Genomic DNA, 22,375 nt, shown 5'->3' with positions numbered 1-22,375 from the left:
TGTGCGTGTCGCGGTATCGTAGGAGGGTGAAATTTTCTCACCGGGTGGAACTGAACGAACCGAACGCCGTGACTGTCGCCCAGCGCGCGGCCCGACGCGACGGCACGTTGAAAATAAATCTGGCGGATTCCAATCCGACCCGCTGGGGGTTGGGTACACCGGGCCTGCCGCCCTATGAACCTGACCCGCGGGGGCCTCGGGCAGCCCGAGAGGCGCTGGCCGCCTGGCTGGGGGAGCGTGACGGTCGAGAGGTTAATCCACAAAACCTGTATCTATTAAGTTCAACTTCCCAGGGCTATGCGTGGTTGACGAAGTTGACGTGTGACCCCGGCGAGAGGCTCGCCGCCCCGACCCCGGGATACCCCCTGGTAGAAACGATCGCGGGGCTTGAAAACGTGGGGGTCGATTTCTATCCCCTGACCTGGGTGGGATCCCGGTGGGAACTGGACGACCTCAATCTGGGGGCGGTGAGCGCCGTGGTGGCTATCAATCCGAACAATCCCACCGGCTCTTATGTACATCACGAGGATCGTCAGCGGCTCCTCAACTACTGTGCGGACCACGGGGTAGCGCTCATCGCTGATGAGGTGTTTTTTGACTTCGACCTGCCCGGCGCGCCCACCCGACCCGCCGATCGCCAGCGCCTGGCGGGAACTTCGGAAGTGCTGACCTTTGCCCTGGACGGGATGAGTAAAAACTTGAGCGCCCCGGGGCTGAAAATCGCGTGGCTGGAAGTGTCCGGGCCGGAGCCAGACGTGGCGGCGGCCTGCGCCCGCCTGGATGTCATCGCGGACGCCTACCTGCCGTTTTCCGATGTTTTGGCCCAGCGTTTGGGGCAATACTTGGCCGCTGTGCCCGCCGCGACCCGCGCCACCCGGCAACGGTGCCGCGAGAACCTTGCCACCTTGAGGGACCTTGTGCGCACGGAGCCGAGCGGAACCGTGAGCCTGCTGGAACCCGAAGGCGGCTGGAACGCGCTGCTGCGATTTCCCGCCCACGTGGACGAGGACGCGCTCATCACCGGGCTGATTGCCCAGCGGGGCATCACCGTGCAGCCGGGATACTTTTTCGATATGCCTTTTGCCTCAGTGGTGTCGGTGTCGCTGCTGCTGGATGCCCCGACGTTCCGCCCCGCCCTCGAAGCCCTGCTGGCGGGCATCGCTGACCAGCTCTGATTGCCAGGCCGGTGGGGGGATGCGATTTTCGCTCAGCGCGGCAAACGGGCGCGCAGGGTGAAACGTGGAGTGGTGAACACGGACAGGGAGCCACCGAGGGCTTCGAGCCGGGATTCCAAGTTGCTCAGGCCGGTGCCGTAGGTCAGCGTGGTCTCCACGGTGCTGGGGTTCGAGACTTCCATCCAGAAACCAGAGGCGTCCTGACCCAGACGCACCTCCATTTCTTTGGAAGTCGTGTGAATCAACACATTCGTGATGGCTTCGCGCAGCACATCCGTAAACATTCGGGCTTTGTCGGCCTGGGGTGGAAGGTCGCCGGAAATATGCAGTTCCAGTTCGGCCGCCGAGGCTAGATCTTGCAGGGTTTCCAGCCAAATTTCGGGGGTCGCGGTGACGCGGTCCTGGCTCAGGTCGGAGGGCAAACCCTCCAGCAGACCCTGGAGGCGACGCAGGCGTTCATCGTCTGACACTTCGTCCTCCAAGAACCGGTGAACGAAAGAAATCCGCTGGGAAAGTGTGTCGTGAATGGTGGACCGGGTCGATAAGATGAGCCGACGTGACAGGGCCTCATCGAGCCGCGAAGTCTCACTGACCAGGCGTTTTTGGCGGGCCTGCAGGGCATCAATCTCTGCTGAAAGCCGGTAACTGAGCGTCATGTAGTCGCTGACATCGACAGCTAGCAGTTGAATCCAAGACCGCCGGCCATCTCGAATTCGGCTATGGGTCAACACCCAAGTCCGCCCATCGGGTTCCGTGATTCGCAGCCGGGAGGTTCCGTCGTCGTTTTCTTCCCAGCAGTTCGGGGAATTGGGGGCAGCTTTGCGGCTTTTCGTCTCAAACCTGAATTGACATAGTTGGCGTTCCAGCGTCCCGATATTCGTCAACGACGTCAACCCCAGACGCCCCAAAAGCCCTTCCATAGCAGCGTTGGCAAACTTGCTGCGACCCCGAAAGTTCGCGAACGCTACGCCGTGTTCCAGCCGATCCAAAGCCTCTTTGACGCTGAAAGGACTGAGGTCGCGGTGCAGCAGCTGCCAATCTCGCCACACCTGGACGCACAGCCAAGAGGTCGTTAGTGCCCCGGAGGTGAGCAGTACCCAAACACCTCCGGCAGCGATGAAGGGTGGCATTGCCAGGGTCAGCGTCACCAGCAGCGGGGCCTCGGCATAGCGGTAGTTGGTTCCCATTGTCGCCGCCCCCAGCACCAAGCAGACCACCACAAACCACCCGAAGTTATTGTCTTGGAGCAAAAAAATCCCTGTCTGAGAATGGATAAAAACGGTGGCGAACGCCCACATATAGAAAGCCAGCAAAAATTCCACACTTAGCAGGAATACCGTGGCTAAACGCCGCCGATGAATGAGCCATTGACCCATCGTGAGCAGGCACGCCGCCAATAAGCCCATACCCATCAGGGCGGTAGCTGCTCCCATTTGGACGGGGGTGAGACTGTAGAGCTGGTCACTCATGCGCTACCTCCGCTGCCAAAGAGCGTTGACCAGCGTCGATAGCCATGTTCAGGTGGCAGGTGTCGTCCTCAACGAACATTTCGACTTGGGCGCGTGGCCAGGTCAAGAGCGGATCGAGCAGAGTGAGGTCCTGCTCGGCCAGATCAATAATCAAGTTTAGCCAGGCTGTGTTACCGTCTGGGGCGACCTCGAAGTTCACGAACACAGCCACCTCTGCAGCCCCAATGAGCTGGTTCAGGGTACGGTGCAAGCCCTCCAAACACCACAACGCTACCTGGAGCTGCACGGTGCCGGTGGTCGGACCGTGCAAGCCGGCCACAGCTCCTGCGAAAGAAAAATCGGTACAGGATTGGCTCATAAACGTTGTCAGGGCGTTGACCGAAACGGTCTCTTTCTCGAAGTTCTGCAAAGTCAGCAGACCCGCGCGTTTGGCATAACCCAAGTCCATCTTGATGTTGCGCAAAATATCGGAGCGTTCGCTTTCGTCCAGCGATACGTTGAGCCGAGCGGTGTTGGCTTGAATCCGGCCCAGGGACGCGTTCATCAAGTCATCGAGCCGGTCAAAGAGGACGGGGGCATCGGCCGATTCATCCATGTTTAACGTGGCTTCGTATTCGGCGCGCAGAATTTCGGTTTGGTGAGTCTCGCGGACGCGCAGTGCCGCCAAAGCCCGCTCCAAATCCTGCACCGCGGTGACGTCCGTTTCCCACAGGACGTGGCCGCCGTCCACAGGACGGGTTTGGCAGTACACGGTTCGGTTCGGCTGTACCGAAGTGTCTGTGACCAGCACCGGTACCTGACCGTCCCGCAGCTGCTGACGAGTGTCTTGGTCCAGGTTGAGGGGCTGGGACGTGCGGTAATGGGGGAGCCAATCCCGGTTGACAATTTCGATGGGAATCTGGGATTTTTCAAAGAACCGCAGATACCCGCGGTTTTGCCCAATCGCCCCGATAAAGAACAGAATCTCCCACGCCAACACAAAAATCACGCAATACATTTGGACGGTTTCGGTGGCGCGAACCAGCGGGATTCGCACCGTGTACGCCACGGAATAGAACAACACCGCGAGGAACAGTATCCCGATTCCCCCCACCAGACGCAACCAATGTCCCTTCAGCGACCACGAACCGGCATAGATGATCGCCGCGAAGACCAGCAGCGCTGCCGCGTAATACAGGTAGTATCCCGGACCGTAGCTGTAATCCACCCCGGACTGCCCGGTGCCAAAGCGCAGCACCAAGTGGTGCAAATCGTTGGTGAATACCAGCAGAATCAGGGCCGCGCCGACCCCGATAATCGTGGCGCGCAAGAAACGGTAACCCGGCGGGCGCCCGCGGCTGGAGTGGGCCATGACAAAGAACACAATTGCGCAGGTCGTATAGATGGGGACGTAATAGTAGTACCAGGTGTAACGCTCAAAAACCCCGAGGGAGGCGTGCTTTATAATCCGCGCCATTATCCACAGGGCGAGTATCCCCGCTTGTGCCAGCACTGCCCAGCGCACATAGGTGAAAGTTGCTGTCCAGAACCGCCACCCTGCCCAAAAACTTAGGAAACACAGCAGGGCGATGAATCCTCCCAGTTCGTAGGCTTCGTTGGTGTTTTCCCAGCCCCAAGACCCGCCGTAGGTGTCGTTGTAGAGGCTGGCATCCCAGACAAATTCCTCGTAACTGCCCAGGTTAGTTACTGTTTCTGAATGAATTTGTTCCCGAAAGGACGGGTTTGTTGAGGGGTAGTCTACGGGGTTGAAAAAACCGGGGGGTACCGCCGCCAGTGGCAAAGTTCCGTTGATGCCGTTCGGGCTGCGTTGCCAGATTCCGATTTGTGCGGTGAGCGTGGGGGCGGGGGCGTAGTGGACAGAGCGACCCACGGAGGATTGGGCCACCCGCCGATCCGTGGTTAGGCAAAACCAGCCGCGGCGAAGCGCCTGTTCCAAATCTTGCGGGGAGGTTCCGGTCTGGAGCCTGCCCTGGCGGTTGATGTTATTCAATAGTCGTTTTGCTTGAGCTGCGGAGAAAACTTGCGTTCCCGCGGAGTCGTGACGCAAGGCCAGGGCGCTCATCAGTTCCAGCCGGGAAACGCCTTGATCGAGATAAATAGTTTTCGTGCCATCGGCTAGTTTCTGGAAATCAGTGATGGACTTGACTTTTGTGGCGCGCGAGGCCAGTACAGTCGATTCGGGATAAAGTTTCGTGAACCGTCCCTCCGGTTCGGATTTCTGTGCCGAATTAGCCATGACTTCACTGGTGATAACGTAAGCGGGACCCGAACGCAGCAGCTTTAGCAGTGACCACTCACTGTGGAGCTCGACCTTGACTCCATTTCGTTGGTAGTAATCCGTGAGGCGTTGGTCAAAACTCGTAGGGACCGCCATGGTATATTCGGTTTGGAAGGAAATCGTGCGCAGTGGGGCAAAAATCAAAACCACCGCAATCAGCCCCAAGGCGAGAGCAACGCCCAAATGCGCCAGCCAGTCGTGTACCCAGGTGGGTCCTACCGAAACGACAGAAGGTGAACTGGGGAACCTATTGCGCGGATAGGGCGAGGCAGACATGAAATCCCGATTCAGCCACAGTCCGCGTCATTGTCTTGGACCACGATGTAGCCGCTGGAAACCGCCCACAACGCCAGGCGTGCCACAGAAGAAAAACCGCTTTTCGCCAGCAGCTGGGTGATGTAGGACTTGATGGTGTTTTCGCTCAAATACATCTTTTTCGCGATTTCCTTGCGCGCATAACCCGCGCACACTAGGCGCAGCACCTGCATCTCGCGCTGGTTCAACTCGTTGGCGCCAAAACTGGGCAGGGCCGCGGCACCGGGAAAACTGGAGTTACCCTGCATGGTTGAACGCAGCACAGCCAACAAATCGGGGGTGGAAATGGTTTTGTACACAAAAGAATCGACCCCGGCCTCTTGGGCTTCCTGTACGAAAGCCGCATCAGGCATGGCAGTGAAAATGACGACCTTGAGGTTGGGGTGGTCCCGCTTAAGTTTGGCCGATTCGCTCAGGCCAGAAGAATTTTCCGTCACCACGTCCATCAGCACCAGGTCGACGGGGTGAATCCGCACCGAAGCGTGAATCGCGGCAGCATCGCTCAGTTTGTCGACAACGGTAAAATCGTCCTCGGCATCAATCGCGGAAGCGAGGGAATCCAACAGGATAGTTTGATCCTCCACAATGGTTATCCGAGTCAATTGCCTTTCCCTTTCCGATTTTCCTGTCTGTGACTGCGGTGAAGCCCTGCCGTCTGTTGCTTGCAAATTTTATCAGGGCGCAGGACTCTTTGGGCTGAATTGGAACAAAAAGCGGTGGTGGGGGTTCTGAGAATCCCCACCACCAACGCTTTCGCTACAGTGCCAGTTTTAGCTGACCGGCTGCACGACTTTCGGCTTGCCGCCGATATCCTCTACGGTAAGCTGATTGACCACTTGTCCGTCGGAAAGCGGTTCAAACAGGGGGTAAGAAGACTGTTCCACCACGCGGAAACCCCAATCACCATTGCCGCCCCACAGGTAGGATACGTAGGGGTGGCTCGGATTTGCGGGGTTATAAACCACCAGGAACACCATCGTTCCGTCCACATCGCTGACATAGACTATGGCATCGGGGAAACCGTCAGAGAAATAGTCTCCACGGTGTTGAATGCTGATGTGTGTACCCGTCGGCTTTTGCCAGCAGGCATTTTCAGCGTTCGGCATTTGTTCCATCATGCCCAGAGATTCCGCCGCGTTCCAACTCGCGGTAGTGCAGGCCTGATCGGTGCCGAGGGGGTACAGCAGCCCCTGGACCAGGGAATTGGTGATTCCAGCAGTTTCACCGCAGGCGGCAATTTGTGCGGTGCTATCGGGAACCACGCCGCTTCCACCGACAACCGTGATGCCGTCCGCGTTCATCATCCGTGCCCATTCATTGATTCCAGAACCATCCGGCGGGGTCAACAGGATGACCCCATCGTTGAAGGCTCCGGCCACCATGGCATCTTTCAAAGCGTGACCGCTGGCCAGATAGATGTGGTGAACCGGGCGGGTTTGCGCCACCCAACTCGCAATGACTCTAGACGTTTCGTAGCGATTCATCCCGCTGAGGCGATTCAGCTGTAAGCCTCCGGCCAGGATATTTGCCTCGGCGGTGGACACTACCGCTTCACCACCCAGAATGACTACGCCCTGACTGGGGTGCATTGCCTGGATTTTCGCGGCCGCGGCTTGCAAGCTCGCAGCACTCGTAAAGGTCAAGATGGGTCCGTCTCGGACCACGGAAGCGGCTACGGCATCGGGTGAACCGGTCCCGGTATTGCGGGTGACATAGACATGAGTCGGTTGGCCGTGAACTTTTACCCAGCGATCGGCAATAGCGGTGGCGGTGGCGTTGCGGTCAGGGCCTTGCAGTCGGGAGCTAGAGATGCCGTGTTCGTCAAAAAATGTTTCCGCCAGCTCCTCGACCGCCCCGTAGCCGCCAAGTATCGTCACATTTTGATATTTTGCCAGAGTTTCGAGGTTCCAGCTCTTACCATCGGTGAGGAGGATAGGCCCCACGCCCAAGGCGCCGCCGGGCAGCGCGTCAACTGGGTTTCGCGCGGAAGCCACCAGGAAATGGGGTGAACCCGCCGGGTAGGCGCGATTGGCCACTAGGTCGGAAGTCTCTATTGCGTTCGCCCCGCCCAGGCGATCCCACGCGATACAGTTGTTAGCGGCGTAGGTATCTCCGGTGTCGACGCCTTGCGCCGCGGGTACCAACAAACCGGCGACAGCCAATGCCGCCACCGCGAATCCTGCTCCGGCCCGACTGAACCGAGAGGGGAAACTTGGGAAAGAAATATTCATGGTTACCTCCTGATATAACGGACTCTCACAGGCTATCGGTGCGCCGCGTGCCAGTAACCACCCAAAAGGGTGAAATCGTCCCGGCCGGTTTTAATGGCGAGCTTGCGTGTTGACCATCGCCAGGACCAAGCCGGCCAGGCCGATGATGGTCAGCACGGAGGCGCCCCCGGTCAATAGACCCAGCGGGGTTAGGGCGGCGGCATGCAGGGCGGCCTCGGAAAGGGGAATGTCTGTAGTCCGCAGCCAAATCACGCCAATTCCGCTGGCCCCGATGAGGGTCGCGGCCAGGGAAACCAACAGGGTAACGCGGTGGGTGTGTCCGAAACGTCGGTCGGTGGCTTCCCGGGGAGTCAGCACCAAACCCCAGGCGGTGGCAATGAGAATCGCGGTGAGCACATCGGAGAGGCGGTGCCACTGGTTGAGCATCACGGCGATACCGACAAAACTGGTGGTGAGCCAGGCGATAAACACGGCTACGGAACGCCACTTGGGCACGACGACCATGACGATTCCAATCGCGGCCGTCATCGCTACCGTGGTGTGTCCGCTGGGCAGTGAGTTTACCAAGCCTTGATAGTCCACGCCCAAGGCGGGGCGGTGAATAATCCAGTGTTTCAGGACCTGGGTGGTCAGGTTCGCGCCCGCCACCAAAATGAGCACACGGATTCCCAGTTCACGCCGTTTTCTGGCGGCGGCTATCAGAAATACCACCCCGGTCAGGGCGATGAGGGCACCCATAGAAATCGTGTCCAGCGCCGCTGTGTCGGCTCCGAACAGGTACGGCTTGCCGCGGCTGACCGCAAATCGAGTCAGGCCGTCGAAGTTTTGCCCCTTGACTGTAGCGAGGGACTGGAGGGCGATGAGCGCGGCGAGGATTGCGCAGACCGCCGCCGCAACCAGTCGGAAAAACTGGTTGCGGGTTAGTCGCGGCGCCGAAACCTCACTCACGAGTCAATCTTAGGTTGGTTATTCAGGGCGTTGCCAGCGCGTTGCGTGTCGCGCCTGTTCACAAGCGGGGTTCGCGCACGGGTACCGCGGTTACCGGTGTGTCGCGGTGTCACCGGACACGTAACATCGCTGGGTACGCCACGCCACCGGCCTTGGGCCGTGAACTTAGAACTTACCGCCCCCGGAACTAAACGACGTACCCCCGGAACTGAACGAGCCGCCACTGAAATCGGAGCTGTCGCTGCTCTTGGGACGCGCGACTTGGGTTGTGTATTCGTTCACAAAGACATCGTTGGAGCCCGTAATCTGGTCCGAACCAGGCACGACGTAATAGGTCGCTCCCGACTGCAGCTGCGCCGTATCGTGCTTTTTCCTGATCCGTCGCATCACCAGGGTGCCGGCACCGCCACCGAGGGCTGCTGCCCCGGCGGCACCGGCAGCGGTGGACTCCAGGGTCATGGGGTGAGGCAGTGGATGGCTCTCACTGTACGGTGTCCCGGCTTTCCATTGTTCCAGGTAATCCGCTACTTGGGCCAGGTAGACATCTACGCCGCCGTCCCAGTCGTCATCGCCCAAGGGCTCTTTGACGTGGTAGTAAAGCTTTTCGATGCCATAAACAGTAAAAGCCTTTTCACCATCTCCGTGACCCATGAACCACAAATCGCGCGAGGTGGGGTTGATTACCATGAGTACCCCGTTGGCGTCCTTTTCCCCCAAGCCAAGCTGGTTGGCGTTGTAGTAGTTCGCTCCCCACTGTTCCGGGGTTTGATAATCGAAATCGTCCACGGTCACGATATAGGGTGCAATCCCATACTTCTCAGCCAGGGCGGTCATCTGCTTTTCCCAGCCAGCAATGTTTGATTTGCTAAATACACCGGAATGGTCGCGGATGAAAGGCGCCGCGGATTTCGCATCTGGCTGTCCGCCTACGTAAGGCACCTGTCCCTCATCAGGGAATTCGATGATGTCGCCTAATTCGGTCTGAGTCAGGTTCGCGGAATCAGCCGGTTCGTTGCTGGCTGCCGGGGTTTCCTGCTCCGTCGGCGGTGTCGGTTTGGCCGGCTGTGACGCCGCCGCGGGACTACCCGCTCTTTCCAAAGGATGCTTGTTCAGGTAATCAGCGAAAGTCATAAAGAAACTGTCGGCACGCTTGGAATATGTGTTTTCCGCGGATTTATACTTTTTCAGCAACTGTTCCCAGTCCGCGTCGGAAATCGCGTCGGAGGTTTGCCCGTCAGCGGTGGTGTAGTTCACGTCTCCGGTCAGCAAAATGACGGAGTCAAGCGAAATATTGTGGGTCTTGGCGTAATCGTCGAGCCAGGCTTCGGGGTCGTCTTCCATTGCCGGATCAGTAGTGGAAATGTAGATAATGCGGTGACCGGAAGTCTGCCAGACCGCTTTCGCAATGTTTCTCAACCTGGCTTCTTGGTTGGCATCCAAATAATCCCCGTCGTCATAGATAAACTCAGGGTTGGACGTTTCACCCCGCACCACCCCGCGCTCCGGGGCCGACACGGAAAACGCGACCGGGCTGACTTCTGCGCCCGCCGCCTCGGGCAGGCCGAAACCAACCGCCGGAGCCAACGCCACCGCTAGTGCGCCGGCGGAAAAAAGGATTTTCTTACGCATATTCATGATTTCTAACCTCAATCGAAAAACCACGGCATCAGGAACGGAATAAAGATGGCACCAAAAATGATGGCGATGGGGATGGCAATCCCAATCAGGCCGCCCCAGTACTTGCGCTCGGATACCGGGAATGTACCCACGAACTTGCCGGTTTGCCCGTTCATCGCGTAGTTGTAGTTTTTGCCTTGGAAATCAACATTCATCAGCCACATCGGCAGGAACACGTATTCGAGTTCCCCGAAAGCCGGTTGGATGGAAGTGTTGATTGTCGAGACTGTGTCGTAGCCGCTGATTGAGTTCCGCAGCACTTCCTCGGTGGAGTCTTTCATGCGTTCCAAAGCGCGGGGGTTGGCGTCTTGCGCCTCCACGTCATATTTGTTGGTCATGAAGCCCGTCAGGTAGGCGGGGGAAAACGCGACCGACTTGGTGTAGTCAAAAGGTTCGATGGATTCCGTGAGCTTATCGGTGACTTTCGTGGTGCCCGCCACCGGCACGTCCAGGAAAGCAACGTTGGCGCTGCGGTACACCTGATATTCCTGATGTTGGGTGTATTCGTATTCCGAATCGGTCCAGGTGCGGAGGTTTTCGCAACTAAAGTTGCCTTCGCCGGCGACCGTTGCGTCATACAGCCAGTAAGGCACGTAAACGCCTTGGATGTCGTCGACGCTGACCTGCTTAAACTCTCTGGGAATGAGTTTCAGCCCCTTCATGTTGGCTTTGAAAGCCTCCAAGGCCTGTTCTTTGGTCATTGCAAAAGGAATCATCCGGTCGGGGACGCGGGTGCTGGTCAGCTGTCCGGTCGCCACGAAGTTGTTGTTGCACCAGGGGCATCGGGCGCTGACCATGTCGGGCGAACCGATGATCTCCCCACCGCAGGAATTACATTGGAACTGAGCCATTTTCTGTCCGGTCGCTTCGTCCAGATAGGTGGGCGGAGGCTCCACCCAGCCGGGCTGTCCCTCGGCAGGAGTGGTGGAAATCTGGGTTTCCGGGGTGGGGGAAACGCCGCCCGCCCCGCCGGCAGCGCCGGAGCCGCCGGCGCCGGAAGTCCCCGCCTGTTGCGCGTGCGCGGCATCGAGTTCCGCGTTGGCTTGGGAGATACCGTTGAACTGGTTGACCTCCTCGACTGTGAATGAAGCTCCGCAAAAGCTGCACTTCATCTTGCCGCTGGGCACATCAAAGTTAATGGGAGCACCGCAGGACGGACATTTTAGCTGCACATCGCTCACGATTGACTGGCCTCCTTAGCTTGTATCCGCTTGGGGATGAGCAAAATTCGCTACAATCCCCAGACTAAAGTGCTGGTCAGGGGAATACACCACCCAAAAGGGTGAAATACCACCAACATTCCAATTAGGATTTTATTCATGGATTTCCGAGTTGGCCAAGGTTTTGACGCGCATCGTTTTGCTGCCGGTGAGCCGGTGGCGGGCCGCCCGCTCAAGGTGGGGACCCTGTCTTTTCCTGCCCATGCGCCGCTGGAGGGGCATTCGGATGGTGACGTGGCTGCCCATGCCTTGACCGACGCCCTGCTCACGGCCGCCGGGTTGGGCGACTTGGGCACCAACTTTGGGGTGTCGCGTCCGGAGTTTGCCGGAGCCGGCGGGGAAGTGTTCTTGAGCGCGGCGATGCAGATGCTGCACGAGGCCGGTTGGGCGGTAATCAATGCCAGCGTGACTGTTATCGGTCAGGAGCCGCGGCTCGGCCCGCGCTACGCTGAAGCTGAGGCGGCGTTGGGGAATATCCTGGGGGCGCCGGTGTCTTTTTCAGCCACGACGACTGATCGCATGGGTTTTACAGGGAATAAGGAAGGACTGGCCGCCCTGGCAATTTGTTTATTGCGTCGAAAATAAAGTTTCGCCGCAATAGGCCGGACGGTCAGTCCTTACGTATGTTTTCGAGGCGAAATATCCCTTAGTTATTGCCGGTTGCGGCGCGGTATTGGTCGATGAGTTTTTGCGGAACGCGGCCGCGGTCGTTGACCTGAATTCCTTTTTTGCTAGCCCAAGCGCGCACGCGGCGGTTGAGTTCGCGAATCTCACTGTTTACCGCCGGGGCAGTTCCGCGGCGGCGGCGGCCGGAAACTTTACGTCCAGACTTAATCCAGCGTGCCAGGCTGTCGCGCAGTTCCTTCGCGTGGGTGTCATTTAAATCAATTTCATAGTTGACATTGTCCAAACCAAAGGTGACCGTCTCGTCCGCGTCCGAGCCGTCAATATCGTCAATCAGAATGGTTTTAACTTTCTTGGCCATGTGGCGCCCTCCAAAAGTATGAGTGAATGAATAGTTCTATATTAGACATCGATGAATAAATAATTCAACCCCGGACGGTAACGATTTTCAGAATAGGAAGTTTGATGAATTAAGGTTGTCTGCCGCATTTAGTGGCTCAATTAAGGTTTAGTTCCCGGCAACTAGCTGTCATTATTATGAAAATACAATTCGGTATTAAGCCCGGAAGAGGATTTTCAGACGAGCTTGATTTTTCGGCCTGGAAAGCAGCAAAAGCAGAGCTTACAGCCGATTTTGAAATAATTTCTGGCACTGAAATTGCACAGAAATACCTCTAGGGTGTGGAAACTGGGGTCTCTTCACTGTGACCCTGCGCAAGCTCATAGGCTGTCTGCATATCCAGCCACAGGCGGGCATTACCGATTCCCGCAAGTTCCATATCTTCACTCGTGAACCTCTACAAATCATTATCCAAAGATGGCGACCCATCCTTGGCAGAATCGTGGAAGTCATCATGAAACGATTCTGCACGTCAGCGAGGTTTAGAGGGCATTTTGTTGCGATTCTACAGTACTTGCGTTGCGGTTTTACAACGGTAAGAGGTGCCTCTCTAGGGCAACATTGTGAGGAATACAGCAGCGTTTTTAAATCTCTTATTGGCTGGGTATTGGCATTTTGATTTTTTCGACTTAATCGAAAGCGGTTTTCATTGGAATATCAATGAAAGACACGGAGCCGCCTGAGAGAATCGAACTCTCGACCTATTCATTACGAGTGAATCGCTCTGCCGACTGAGCTAAGGCGGCGGTGCGCAAAATGCGCGGGTTCCATTTTAGCCTGAAAAACGGGCTGTTCCAAACTGTGGCAGGCAGGTGGCAGGCCGGTAACAGACCCCGCTACCGGTACCAAGGTGCCGCGGGCACGCCTAATCCAGCTGGCAGGTGCTGCTGCCCGTGGCCTCGATTTTGCCCGAAACCAGGTAAGTGTCGGTGATGGTTTTGACGCAGCCCGGCGCATAGGAGTTGTATGCTGTGTGATTCCAGCCTGGCACGGTCAACAGTTTGGAATGGTCCATCATCTGGCGGGTGTGCTGCGCCATTTTCAGCGGAGTGGCCGGGTCTCCGGTGGTTCCAATCAGCAGGATGTCCTCCTCAAGCGGGGGGTTGACCTCGCGTTTCGCCGTGGTTTTTGCCCTAACTGGCCAGTTTTCCGCTCCGAGGGAACTGTATGAGAAAAATTCCCCGACGGTGGGATAATCCGCCTCCATCTTTGCCGCGTCTGCTTTCCATTGCGCCATGTCGCCGACCGGCTCATAGTCAAGTGAATTGATAACTATGAAAGCGTCGGAGGAGTTGTTTTGATACGTTCCGTCCGCGTTGCGTTCGTTGTAAAAATCGGCACTGTTCAGAAGGCCGGTGCCGTCAGACTCGTTAAGGGCTTGGGACAGGGCGGGCAACAGCTGCTGCCACCAGGAGGCAGTGTTGTACATGTTGCCAATCAGCCCGGTAAAGGCTTGGGTGGCGGTCAGTTCGCGGCCTCTCTTGGCAGGCATAGGGTTGGTTTTCAGGGAATCCAGCAGGGATTTGATCTGGGACATTCCCGAATCCACGTCGCCGTGCAGCGGGCACTGTTTGGCGTGCTTTTGCTGGCATTGCGTCACGAATTCCCGCAGGGAGGCTTCAAACCCGCTGGCTTGCAGAGCCGAAACCTGGTTCATGTCCAAGGATGGGTCGAGCACTCCGTCCAGCACCATGCGTCCCACCCGGGACGGAAAAAGGTCCGCGTAAATCGCACCCAGGTAAGTACCGTAGGAAAATCCCAAGTAGTACAGCCTTTCATCGCCGAGCGCGGCCCGCATTATATCCATATCGCGGGCGGTGTTTTCCGTGCTGGCAAAACGGGTCATCTGCGGGGAATTCTTTAGGCACTTTTCCCCCAGGGCTTTATAGTCGGCGATATCTGCCGCGCGTCCGGCTTCGGTAGAGAGGTCGTAATAGGTCGAGTTGTCCTCATCAAGTTCCTGGTCAGTGCGGCATTTGATGGCAGGCTGGGAAGACCCGACCCCGCGGGGGTCAAATCCCAGCACGTCATAGTAGTTTCGTACCGTGTCGCTAAAGAAATATGCCACGTTTTCGGGGGTCATATTTTCCAGTCCGGAGCCGCCGGGGCCGCCGGGGTTCATAATGAGCGTCCCGATACGTGTCGCTTTGTTAGCGGTATTCAGCCGTTTCATTGCAATTATGGCGTGTTCGCCCTGGGGGTTGTCATAGTCGAGGGGCACTTCCAGCATGGCGCACTCGAAGTCGCCGCCGCAGTTCTTCCACTGCAGGTGTTGGGCGTAATACTCGGCGAGTTTCGGTTGGTCCACAGTTTGGGTAGGGCTGGGTGGTTTGGAGGGCTGCGCCAAGGGTTTTTCCGGGGCGCAGCCAGCTAACCCCGCCAGCGCCAGTCCCACGGCGGCCACAATCCCGAAACCTGTTGTCAGCTTGTTCATTCTCTACCTTCCGTTCGCATTACATTTTGCCCTATTCCGGTCTGCCAGTTCTACACAGAGCGCCTCGATGTCCAGGGTGGTGTTACCGTTTCCCATCAGGCGGCGTCGCGCTCGACGAATCGCCTCCAACCGGGCTGTAGTTTCGGCCAGGGACTGCGGTCCGGTCCCGACCCTCGCCACGTACGCATCGACCAGCTCACCGGCAGGTCGCGACAGATTGATACGCGGCTGGGCGGACCCCGCTTGTGCCAGCAAAACATCGCGGTAAAAGCCCGAAATGTCGCCCAAAACCCGATCCCAAGTATCGAAGCTGGCGCGCCGGGCCCGCCGGTGCGCATCGGTCTCGCTGAGCTTGGCTCCCCGCAGAGCTGACTTCACATCTCGGGGCAGTCGGGAATCGGGTGTGTCAGCCGCCAAGCCGAAAGCCTCCAGGACTTTCGCGCGTTCCTCCTGGTCGTTGGCGCCGCGCAGAGCCTCGGCTTGTTTGTCTACGAGCTTCACCAGGGCGGCCGCCGTCCACATTGCCTCGGCGCTGGAGTTCATTTGCGAAATCATCCGCAGCATCCCCACCCGTTCGGCGCGCAGCTGCGGATCATAGGCCAAAGCCCGGGCCCGTCCCACGTGCGATTCGGCGGCGGCGGCGACTTCAGCCGCTAATTCGGGGCTGATGGAGGCATCTTGACGAACCAGCAGCTCCGCCACCGCGGCGGGGCTGGGCAGGGTGAGCTGCACCAGGCGGGTGCGCGAGCGAACGGTCGAGAGCACGTCGGCGGCGCTGGGGGCGCACAGCACCCACACGGTACGCTCGGGCGGTTCTTCAATGGATTTCAGCAGCAGGTTGGAGCTGTATTCACTCATGCGGTCGTAATCTTCGATGATGATGATGTTCCACTCTCCACGGACAGGCCGCCGGTAAGCCTGCTGGACCAGGGCTTTCACATCATCAAACTTGATCTCGACCATTTCGGTAGTCATCACGCTGACATCGGCATGGGTGCCTTGGCGCACGTCTCGGCAGGCCGGGCAGATTCCGCAACCGGGATTGTCCGGGTCCTCACATTCCAAGGCGGCCGCGAAGGCTTTGGCGGCGGTGGAGCGCCCCGAGCCGGGCGGCCCGACCACCAGCCAGGAATGTGTCATCGCCGCGAGGTTCGTGCCGGCGTCCGTCTGCGTAGCTGGCGTGGCGTTTTCCGGCGCGGTCATAAGGTCAGCAGGGCGGTTTTGGGCCGCGATAAGGTCCCGGGCGGCTGCGGCTGCTTGGGAGAACTGAGAGATAGCTCGGGTCTGACCGGCTACCTCAGCCCACACACCGCCGCTGGGGTTGATACTCATGTTCACCGCGACTTTCCGGCTCACCACGACTTGATGACCGGCAGCATCTGAGCCAGACGCAGTCGCACCTGAGTGGCGATTTCCTCTACCGGCAGGCTCGCGTCAACGACCAGCCAAGTGTCCTGACCCTCGCTCATCCGCAGGAAATCCTCTCGAACCCGCTTTTGAAAGTCGAGTCCGGCGCGTTCCATCCGATCCGGACGGCCCAGGGACGTGTCGGCAGCCTGGCGAGCTGCTGCTGTCTCGGGGTCCAGGTCTAGCAGTACCGTCAGGTTTGGCACCAATCCCCCCGTAGCCCACATGGACAAATCGCGAATTTCCCGGGCTCCGAGCTCCCGCCCGTGCCCCTGATAGGCGATAGAGGAAGCCAGATAGCGGTCCGTAATCACGACTTTGCCGTCGTTAATAGCGGGAATAATGAGCTTGTGCACGTGCTGGGCACGGTCAGCGGCAAACAGCAGCGCCTCGGCACGCGCCGACACATCCCCCGCATCCAGCAGCAGTTGGCGCAGAGCCACCCCCAGGTCGGTCCCGCCGGGCTCGCGCGTCTCGATGACGTCCCATCCCTGTTGGCGAACCCAAGCGGAAGCCCGTGCAATTTGGGTGGTCTTGCCTACCCCGTCGCAGCCTTCAAAAGCCACAAACAGACCCTGGGTGGGGCGTACCTCCACCACTCGGCCAAAATCAACGTTGGTTTGCGGGCGAAACTCGCCCATCCCGAGCGCTTCTGTAAACGACATACCCACATCCTAACAGCCGCCCCGAAGGCAAAATTTTGCTCCCTATTATTGACAAGTCTAAAAAGCTATTAAACTGAGATTATGAAGGTTTTACTTTTGGGAAGCGGCGGGCGCGAACACGCGCTGGCCAGGGCTATCGCTAAATCAACACGGTTGGACAAGTTGTGGATTGCTCCCGGTAATCCCGGCACCGCCGCCCTCGGAGAAAACGTCAGATGTGTTATTGACGAACCGGCGCAGGTGTTGGAACTGGCACGGTCTTTGCACCCCGACTTGGTGGTGGTCGGGCCGGAAGCTCCCCTGGTCAAAGGGGTCGCCGATGTTCTGCGTGAGGCGGGTTACAAAGTTTTTGGTCCCGGACGTCTGGCCGCCCGCCTGGAGGGCTCCAAAGCGTTCGCGAAAACGATTATGCGCCAAGCCCGGGTCGCTACCGCCGCTTCGGTAGCCTGCTGTACTCTGGACGAGGCCCGGGATGCTTTGCAGCGTTTCGGGGCTCCTTACGTGGTCAAGCAAGACGGCCTGGCCGCCGGGAAAGGCGTGGTGGTGACGTCTGACTTCGACACCGCCGTGGCTCACGCCGCCGCCTGCATTGAAGCGATGGCGAATCCCCACGAACCTGCGGTCGTTATCGAAGAATTCTTGGACGGTCCAGAAGCCTCGGTGTTCTGCATCTGTGATGGTCACGACGTGGTTGCTCTGCCCGCTGCCCAAGATTACAAACGCGCCTACGACCACAACGAGGGGCCCAACACGGGCGGCATGGGCGCCTACTCGCCGTTGCCGTGGGCTCCGGAGGATCTGGCGCGGCGCACTGCCCAGGAAATCGCTGTCCCGGTGTGTAATGTGCTGGCTAACCAGGGCTGCGATTTCATCGGTTTGCTTTATGTGGGTCTGGCTCTGACTTCGCGCGGGCCGCGGGTGGTCGAGTTCAACGTCCGGTTTGGGGATCCGGAAACGCAGTCGGTGCTGGAACGCCTGGATACGGATTTGTTAGCGCTGTTGGCGGCGGCGGCTGATGGTAACCTGGCGGCGGCCCCACAGCTCAAGGTCAGCGATGAGGCCGTGGTGAACGTGGTGCTGGCCGCCTCTGGTTATCCGCAGGCGCCCGTGAAGGGCGGTGTCATCACCGGTCTGGACGCCGCGAGCCAGGTGTCGGGGGTACATATTATTCACGCGGGCACGAAAGTTAACGATGCTGGTCAGTTGATTGCCAACGGGGGACGGGTGCTGTCAGTAGTGGCGCGGGGAAGTGACTTGAGCGAAGCCCGGCAGCGCGCCTACCAAGCCATGCAGAGTATCGCTCTAGAGAACTCGCACTACCGCACGGACATAGCTAAGTTCTAAAAACGACCCTAGCGCCGCGGCTCGTGCCGGGGCGCTGAAAGGTCATCTTGGTACCGAAAAACTGAAATTTAGGATTCCTTGGGGTCTCCGATGGGCGCCTGTAACGGCCAGTCCTGATCCTCTAACACGACCTGCAAGGCATTCATGTTTTCTGGATTAATCACCAGGGGTGCCAGCAGGTTTGCCGTGTGGGGATAGGACCCCGTCGCGGGGTGGACAATGACGAGAATGAAAGGTTCCTCGCCCTTGTTCAAGCCAACGCGATCCCGCGCTGAGGAGGGAATCATCGGGGTGTAGCCGTCAAAGAAGGCAATCGGCGGAACCGCAAAGAGGCGAACGTTGGGGTCAATAACAGACTTCAAAGTCCATAGAACCCCGGTCTCGTCCACTGCGGTCAGGCTGAAATCCAGGTGGCTTTCCAGGCCCGGCATGGGCCGAACCATCCGGATTTTGAGCATCGGAAAATCCTCGCCGTCGCCGGCGGTTTCAGTGTTTTCGGTAACTTCGTCGTTAGTGCTCATCGTAAGTAGTCTAGCAAACTTGGTTGCACGACACGCTGAGTTGAGCTAAGAGAAGCTTGGTAAGCCATATTCGCCAGTGACATTTCAATCGTGGCGGCTTGAATATCGACGTTTTCGACATCTGAAAGCTGTTTTTTGACGGCTTGCAGGTCCCCAACAATGTTGTCTTGAGCCTCGATAACTTGCTTGTGGCGTGCCCCTAACGTAGACATGCCTTCATACAAATCTTGGGCCTTCTTGTCGAGCTGGTTCTGGATAGCCAGAAGTTTGTCGACATTATCGCCTTCCAGGGTTCCGGTGCGCAGAATCTTGGCGGCCTCTGTCAGAAGGTTCATGGCGGAGGGGTTGTTGGAAGTGTCGATGGTGGTGGCTGGGGTGCCGGTCCACTTGATAGTACCGGTGCCAAAAATCTGGTTTCCGTCCATATTCGCCGGCAGTGTCGTGTTGGCGTTGATGCGACGATTGACGGGCTTAGCGGTCACTTCGTCTGTCTCGGTGGGCAGGAAAATCCGGTTTCCCTCAGTGTCAACACCGGGGCGGAAAACGCTGCCCTTGTCAGAGTTTCCGGCGAAAACTGTGCGCCCCAGGTAGGTGGCGTTGGTCTGAGACATGATAGCTTGAGCCTGCTGTTCGAGGTCTGCGGCGAGAGCCCGCAGCGAGGTGGGTCCATTGGCGGAGTTCACGGAGTGAATCAGGGTGCTCTTGGCCTTGCGGTACATATCTGACACGGACAGCATGGCGGAATCCGCTGTTTGCATCCAGGAGGCAGCGTCGTCTATGTTGCGGCTGTACTGTTCAGTTGCGGACAGCTCCTTGCGTAGGCGCATCGAGGAAACGGACGAGGCCGGGTCATCAGAGGCGAACTTCATGCGTTTGCCGGAGGACATCTGTTCGTTAACATCGGCCAAGCGGGTGAAGTTTCGCTGCACGGATGCCAAAGAGGAACTAGCCATCATCGAGGTTGTCATGCGGGTAATCATGCCACTCACCTACCTAAGTTGATAAGGGTCTCCAACATCTGGTTAACAGTGCTGGTGATTCTGGCCGCGCCCGCATAGGCGTGCTGGCCGCGAATCAGGTTCATTACTTCTTCGTTCATGTCCACACTGGACTGGCTCTTTTGCTGTTGCTCCGCAATGTGGCGCGTCTGTTCTGCCAAGTTGTATTTGTCGGAGGCTCCCGAAGCGTGCACCCCGATGTCCACTACGGACTTACCCCATTCGTTGAGAGCCGAAGTGGGAGCGTCCTGCTGGCCTCCCAGCCTCAGAGCAACCGAACCATCATAGATACCAGCCGTCTCTACACCGGCGGCGATGGCCTGTGGGTCAGTAATCGCGACTTTGAGGCGCATCGCGGCGGGCAGCTTGTTGTCGGTGGCGGCAAACTTAAAGAAGTCCCCGCCGTTTTCCTTTACGGTTTCGTAGATGGCGGCATGTCCGGGATTGCTCTTTTCGAGTTCTGCTACCTTGTCTTGCACGGCTCGGTCGAAAAGCTCGTCGGTCTTGTAGTCGCTGCGCTTTATGGTTACGCCAGGGTCGGCCAGACGGTTCGGATCGGTCGTGTCTTTGCTCAGGTCCGCGAGCTTAAACTTTACTTCTTTAGTCAAAAGGGTCTTGGTGTTGTTTTTCCCGCCTTGAGCCACATCGTTGGCGTGGATGGCGTTGACTTCCGTGGCGATATTCGTAGCCACGTCGTTATAGAGTTTGCCGGCTTCTGCCCAAGAGCCGCCCTTGCCGATGGTTCCGGACACTCCGGGAATCTCGGCCGGTCGTAAGTTTTGGGCTATACCGCCGATGACTCCTTCTTTAATGGCGATTTCATGTCCGCCAATGTCCCAGGTCAAGCGCACTGGACCTTCATCGCGATGAAAATCGCCCAGAGCAAACTCCTGATCGGTGCCAGGGACTTTCTTGCCATGATCCTCCATGTCATAAAAGGCTACGTATTTGTGGCCGATTTTCGACTTATCGGAGGTGTCAGCAGCGGTATATACGCTCACCTTTGCCTGGTATTTCTGGATTTCAACCCCGTTGCGGGTGAATTTATCGTCCAGGCTCTTTCCGCCAGCAGTAAGGGCATCGACAGATTTTTGGTACATCTCGCGCGGAGCCGCATCGATTCCCGGCATGTCATATGAACCGGAAACCACAAAATGGTTCGCATAGTCTTTGCCGACCAAAGAGTTACCGGACAGCATGATTTCAATCGTGCCGTCTTCGTAAGCAGTCCCAATCATGGACGGATGCGGGGCGTTTTCTTTCGTGTAAATCGCCTTCGACTTTCGCACGGTGGCCCCAGTCAGCTCCGAAATATGCAGGGCGAGCTTGTCACGTTCATCAATCAGGTGGTTGACGTTTTGGCCCACCAAGGTTCCTCTACGAATCCGGTCGTTAAGGTTTACCACGGAATCCATAGTGGCATTCAAATCAGAAACATGGGCTTCCAGTTCGTGCCTGGCGTTCTTCCACTGGTCGGCGATATGAGTGTACCCGGTCTGAATCTGGGTCACGAGCGCTTGGGCGTTACCAATGGCGGTCGAGCGCGCCCCACGATTGTCCGAAGAATTGTTGACGTCTCCCCAGGACTTGTAAAAGTTTCGTAGTGAGTTGGACACAGACATCTTGCCCAACTCGTCCATAGACGCTTCAATCGCGTTCCAGGATTTGGAAACCTGTTTTGTGGAAGCGGCACGGCCGGTCTCCAAACGGAGTTTCGCGTCGAGAAAGAAATCACCCAAACGACTTTCCCCGGTAATCTCTACGCCGCCGCCCTGGGGTACTGATCCAGCCCAGATGGAAGGTTCGGAACCGATGCCAAGAGCTTTTTGGTCGACGCGCTGGCGGGTGTAGCCGGGGGTGTTCATGTTGTTTATGTTCTGCCCGGAAACCTCGATGAGACGTTGGGCTGCATAAAGACCGGTCAATCCGGCGTTCAGCGAAGAAAACGTTGAACCCATCGGAGTGTCCTTTCTCTAGCCTGTGTGCTTACTCAATCTTTGTGTCGCCTCTCGCGCCCACGTTTAAGCTCATCGGCTTGAAAAGCTCAGATATAAGAATTTTTTCAAAAACCCCGCGGTCTTGTTCTTACATTGAGGTGTCAAGCATGGTGGATTCGCCTGTTCCAGAGGCGTGGATTCCCCCGTCCTCACCATAAACTTCTTCCGCGCCCTGCATGCTCATCAGGGTTTCCTGGGTGGCGCGCTGCAGGGAGGCCAGGACTTCCTGGTTCGCCTGGGACATATCGGCGATTTCAGAAGTCAGGGAGATGAGGGCTTCGCGGTGCTGGTTCAGCAGGGTCTTCCACGGTTCGTCGGCCGCCTCGGCGATTTCTTTCAGGGAGGCCTCGGGCGGCAGTCCCAAGTCGACCGCCACGGCTTCAGATTCCATAGAGCGTTCCAGTTCCATCGTTTGGGCCTGCGCAATGACGGCTTCCAGCTCACGGGTGGCGCGCGGCAGCCACCGGGACGAGGCCGTGGAAGTAATCAAACGTTCTTCCTCCAGCTTGAACAGCATGACCTCCAGAGTTTCGCGTTGTTTCCACAGCTGGCGTGATAATGCGTCCAATGACATAGCGTCCTCCTCCTCAGTCAGCACAATCGTCAATGCTTGACCGGTCTTTAGCTAAACTTACACGTAAAATTGCCAATCTCTCAATCCTGACGATTCCT

Annotated in this window: 19 protein-coding genes and 1 tRNA gene; 4 read left to right on the top strand and 16 right to left on the bottom strand. The window is 57.8% G+C overall.

Annotated elements, in window-relative coordinates; translation table 11 throughout:
- Positions 1-26: 26 nt before the first annotated feature.
- A complete protein-coding gene (locus RQ935_RS04520; RefSeq protein ID WP_311497391.1) occupies positions 27-1,175 on the top strand; it encodes a pyridoxal phosphate-dependent aminotransferase in 1,149 nt (382 codons plus the stop codon).
- A gap of 32 nt (positions 1,176-1,207) precedes the next feature.
- On the opposite strand, the gene RQ935_RS04515 is transcribed toward RQ935_RS04520, so the two are convergent.
- The 7 genes from RQ935_RS04515 to RQ935_RS04485 form a co-directional block, all read right to left on the bottom strand.
- A complete protein-coding gene (locus RQ935_RS04515; protein WP_311497390.1) occupies positions 1,208-2,644 on the bottom strand; it encodes an ATP-binding protein in 1,437 nt (478 codons plus the stop codon).
- Complete coding sequence (locus RQ935_RS04510; protein ID WP_311497389.1) at positions 2,637-5,198, bottom strand: histidine kinase N-terminal 7TM domain-containing protein; 2,562 nt, start codon at positions 5,196-5,198, stop codon at positions 2,637-2,639. Before RQ935_RS04510 ends, RQ935_RS04515 begins: the two co-directional genes overlap by 8 nt.
- A gap of 11 nt (positions 5,199-5,209) precedes the next feature.
- A complete protein-coding gene (locus RQ935_RS04505) occupies positions 5,210-5,839 on the bottom strand; it encodes a response regulator transcription factor (protein ID WP_311497388.1) in 630 nt (209 codons plus the stop codon).
- 168 nt (positions 5,840-6,007) lie between these two features.
- On the bottom strand, positions 6,008-7,468 hold the full coding sequence (locus RQ935_RS04500) for a cell wall-binding repeat-containing protein (RefSeq protein WP_311497387.1): 1,461 nt from the start codon (positions 7,466-7,468) through the stop codon (positions 6,008-6,010).
- A gap of 90 nt (positions 7,469-7,558) precedes the next feature.
- Entirely contained in the window at positions 7,559-8,416 is an 858-nt protein-coding gene (locus RQ935_RS04495) for a phosphatase PAP2 family protein (RefSeq protein WP_311497386.1), read from the bottom strand.
- 165 nt (positions 8,417-8,581) lie between these two features.
- Positions 8,582-10,051, bottom strand: a complete 1,470-nt coding sequence (locus RQ935_RS04490; RefSeq protein ID WP_311497385.1) for a TPM domain-containing protein — start codon at positions 10,049-10,051, stop codon at positions 8,582-8,584.
- Positions 10,052-10,062: 11 nt separating this feature from the next.
- Positions 10,063-11,274 (bottom strand): ATP-binding protein, encoded by a 1,212-nt coding sequence (locus RQ935_RS04485; RefSeq protein ID WP_311497384.1) that lies wholly within the window; start codon positions 11,272-11,274, stop codon positions 10,063-10,065.
- Positions 11,275-11,412: 138 nt separating this feature from the next.
- Here RQ935_RS04485 and ispF point away from each other — a divergent pair, with 138 nt between their 5' ends.
- A complete protein-coding gene (gene ispF, locus RQ935_RS04480) occupies positions 11,413-11,898 on the top strand; it encodes a 2-C-methyl-D-erythritol 2,4-cyclodiphosphate synthase (protein ID WP_311497383.1) in 486 nt (161 codons plus the stop codon).
- A gap of 61 nt (positions 11,899-11,959) precedes the next feature.
- Here the strand turns inward: ispF and RQ935_RS04475 are convergent, their stop codons facing one another.
- Entirely contained in the window at positions 11,960-12,298 is a 339-nt protein-coding gene (locus RQ935_RS04475) for an Lsr2 family protein (RefSeq protein ID WP_311497382.1), read from the bottom strand.
- Between the two features lie 176 nt (positions 12,299-12,474).
- Between RQ935_RS04475 and RQ935_RS04470 the strand changes: the two genes are divergently transcribed.
- Positions 12,475-12,615, top strand: a complete 141-nt coding sequence (locus RQ935_RS04470; RefSeq protein ID WP_311497381.1) for a hypothetical protein — start codon at positions 12,475-12,477, stop codon at positions 12,613-12,615.
- A gap of 395 nt (positions 12,616-13,010) precedes the next feature.
- On the opposite strand, the gene RQ935_RS04465 is transcribed toward RQ935_RS04470, so the two are convergent.
- The 4 genes from RQ935_RS04465 to tmk all read right to left on the bottom strand — a co-directional run bounded on the left by RQ935_RS04465 (position 13,011) and on the right by tmk (position 16,843).
- Positions 13,011-13,083, bottom strand: a tRNA-Thr gene (locus tag RQ935_RS04465).
- A gap of 119 nt (positions 13,084-13,202) precedes the next feature.
- Positions 13,203-14,771, bottom strand: coding sequence for an alpha/beta hydrolase (locus tag RQ935_RS04460; protein ID WP_311497380.1), 1,569 nt, complete (start codon positions 14,769-14,771; stop codon positions 13,203-13,205).
- Between the two features lie 3 nt (positions 14,772-14,774).
- A complete protein-coding gene (locus RQ935_RS04455) occupies positions 14,775-16,127 on the bottom strand; it encodes a DNA polymerase III subunit delta' (RefSeq protein WP_399532000.1) in 1,353 nt (450 codons plus the stop codon).
- The gene (gene tmk, locus RQ935_RS04450; protein ID WP_311497379.1) at positions 16,124-16,843 is read right to left on the bottom strand and encodes a dTMP kinase; all 720 of its coding nucleotides are present in this window, start codon (positions 16,841-16,843) and stop codon (positions 16,124-16,126) included. Before tmk ends, RQ935_RS04455 begins: the two co-directional genes overlap by 4 nt.
- Before the next feature lie 81 nt (positions 16,844-16,924).
- Between tmk and purD the strand changes: the two genes are divergently transcribed.
- The gene (purD, locus tag RQ935_RS04445; protein WP_311497378.1) at positions 16,925-18,187 is read left to right on the top strand and encodes a phosphoribosylamine--glycine ligase; all 1,263 of its coding nucleotides are present in this window, start codon (positions 16,925-16,927) and stop codon (positions 18,185-18,187) included.
- Between the two features lie 68 nt (positions 18,188-18,255).
- Here purD and fliW read toward each other — a convergent pair whose 3' ends face one another.
- From fliW to RQ935_RS04425, 4 genes are all read right to left on the bottom strand, one after another.
- The gene (fliW, locus tag RQ935_RS04440) at positions 18,256-18,708 is read right to left on the bottom strand and encodes a flagellar assembly protein FliW (RefSeq protein ID WP_297723213.1); all 453 of its coding nucleotides are present in this window, start codon (positions 18,706-18,708) and stop codon (positions 18,256-18,258) included.
- Positions 18,705-19,688: a flagellin gene (locus RQ935_RS04435; RefSeq protein WP_308535796.1), complete on the bottom strand. Its 984-nt coding sequence runs from the start codon at positions 19,686-19,688 to the stop codon at positions 18,705-18,707. Before RQ935_RS04435 ends, fliW begins: the two co-directional genes overlap by 4 nt.
- Before the next feature lie 5 nt (positions 19,689-19,693).
- Entirely contained in the window at positions 19,694-21,664 is a 1,971-nt protein-coding gene (locus RQ935_RS04430; RefSeq protein WP_311497377.1) for a FlgK family flagellar hook-associated protein, read from the bottom strand.
- A gap of 127 nt (positions 21,665-21,791) precedes the next feature.
- The gene (locus RQ935_RS04425) at positions 21,792-22,277 is read right to left on the bottom strand and encodes a flagellar protein FlgN (protein ID WP_311497376.1); all 486 of its coding nucleotides are present in this window, start codon (positions 22,275-22,277) and stop codon (positions 21,792-21,794) included.
- Positions 22,278-22,375 lie beyond the last annotated feature (98 nt).

The sequence above is a fragment of the uncultured Mobiluncus sp. genome (assembly GCF_963511525.1).
In the GTDB taxonomy this organism is placed as follows: domain Bacteria; phylum Actinomycetota; class Actinomycetes; order Actinomycetales; family Actinomycetaceae; genus Mobiluncus.
The sequence above is the reverse complement of the archived record's forward strand: the minus strand, read 5'-3'. Positions and strand labels throughout refer to the sequence as shown.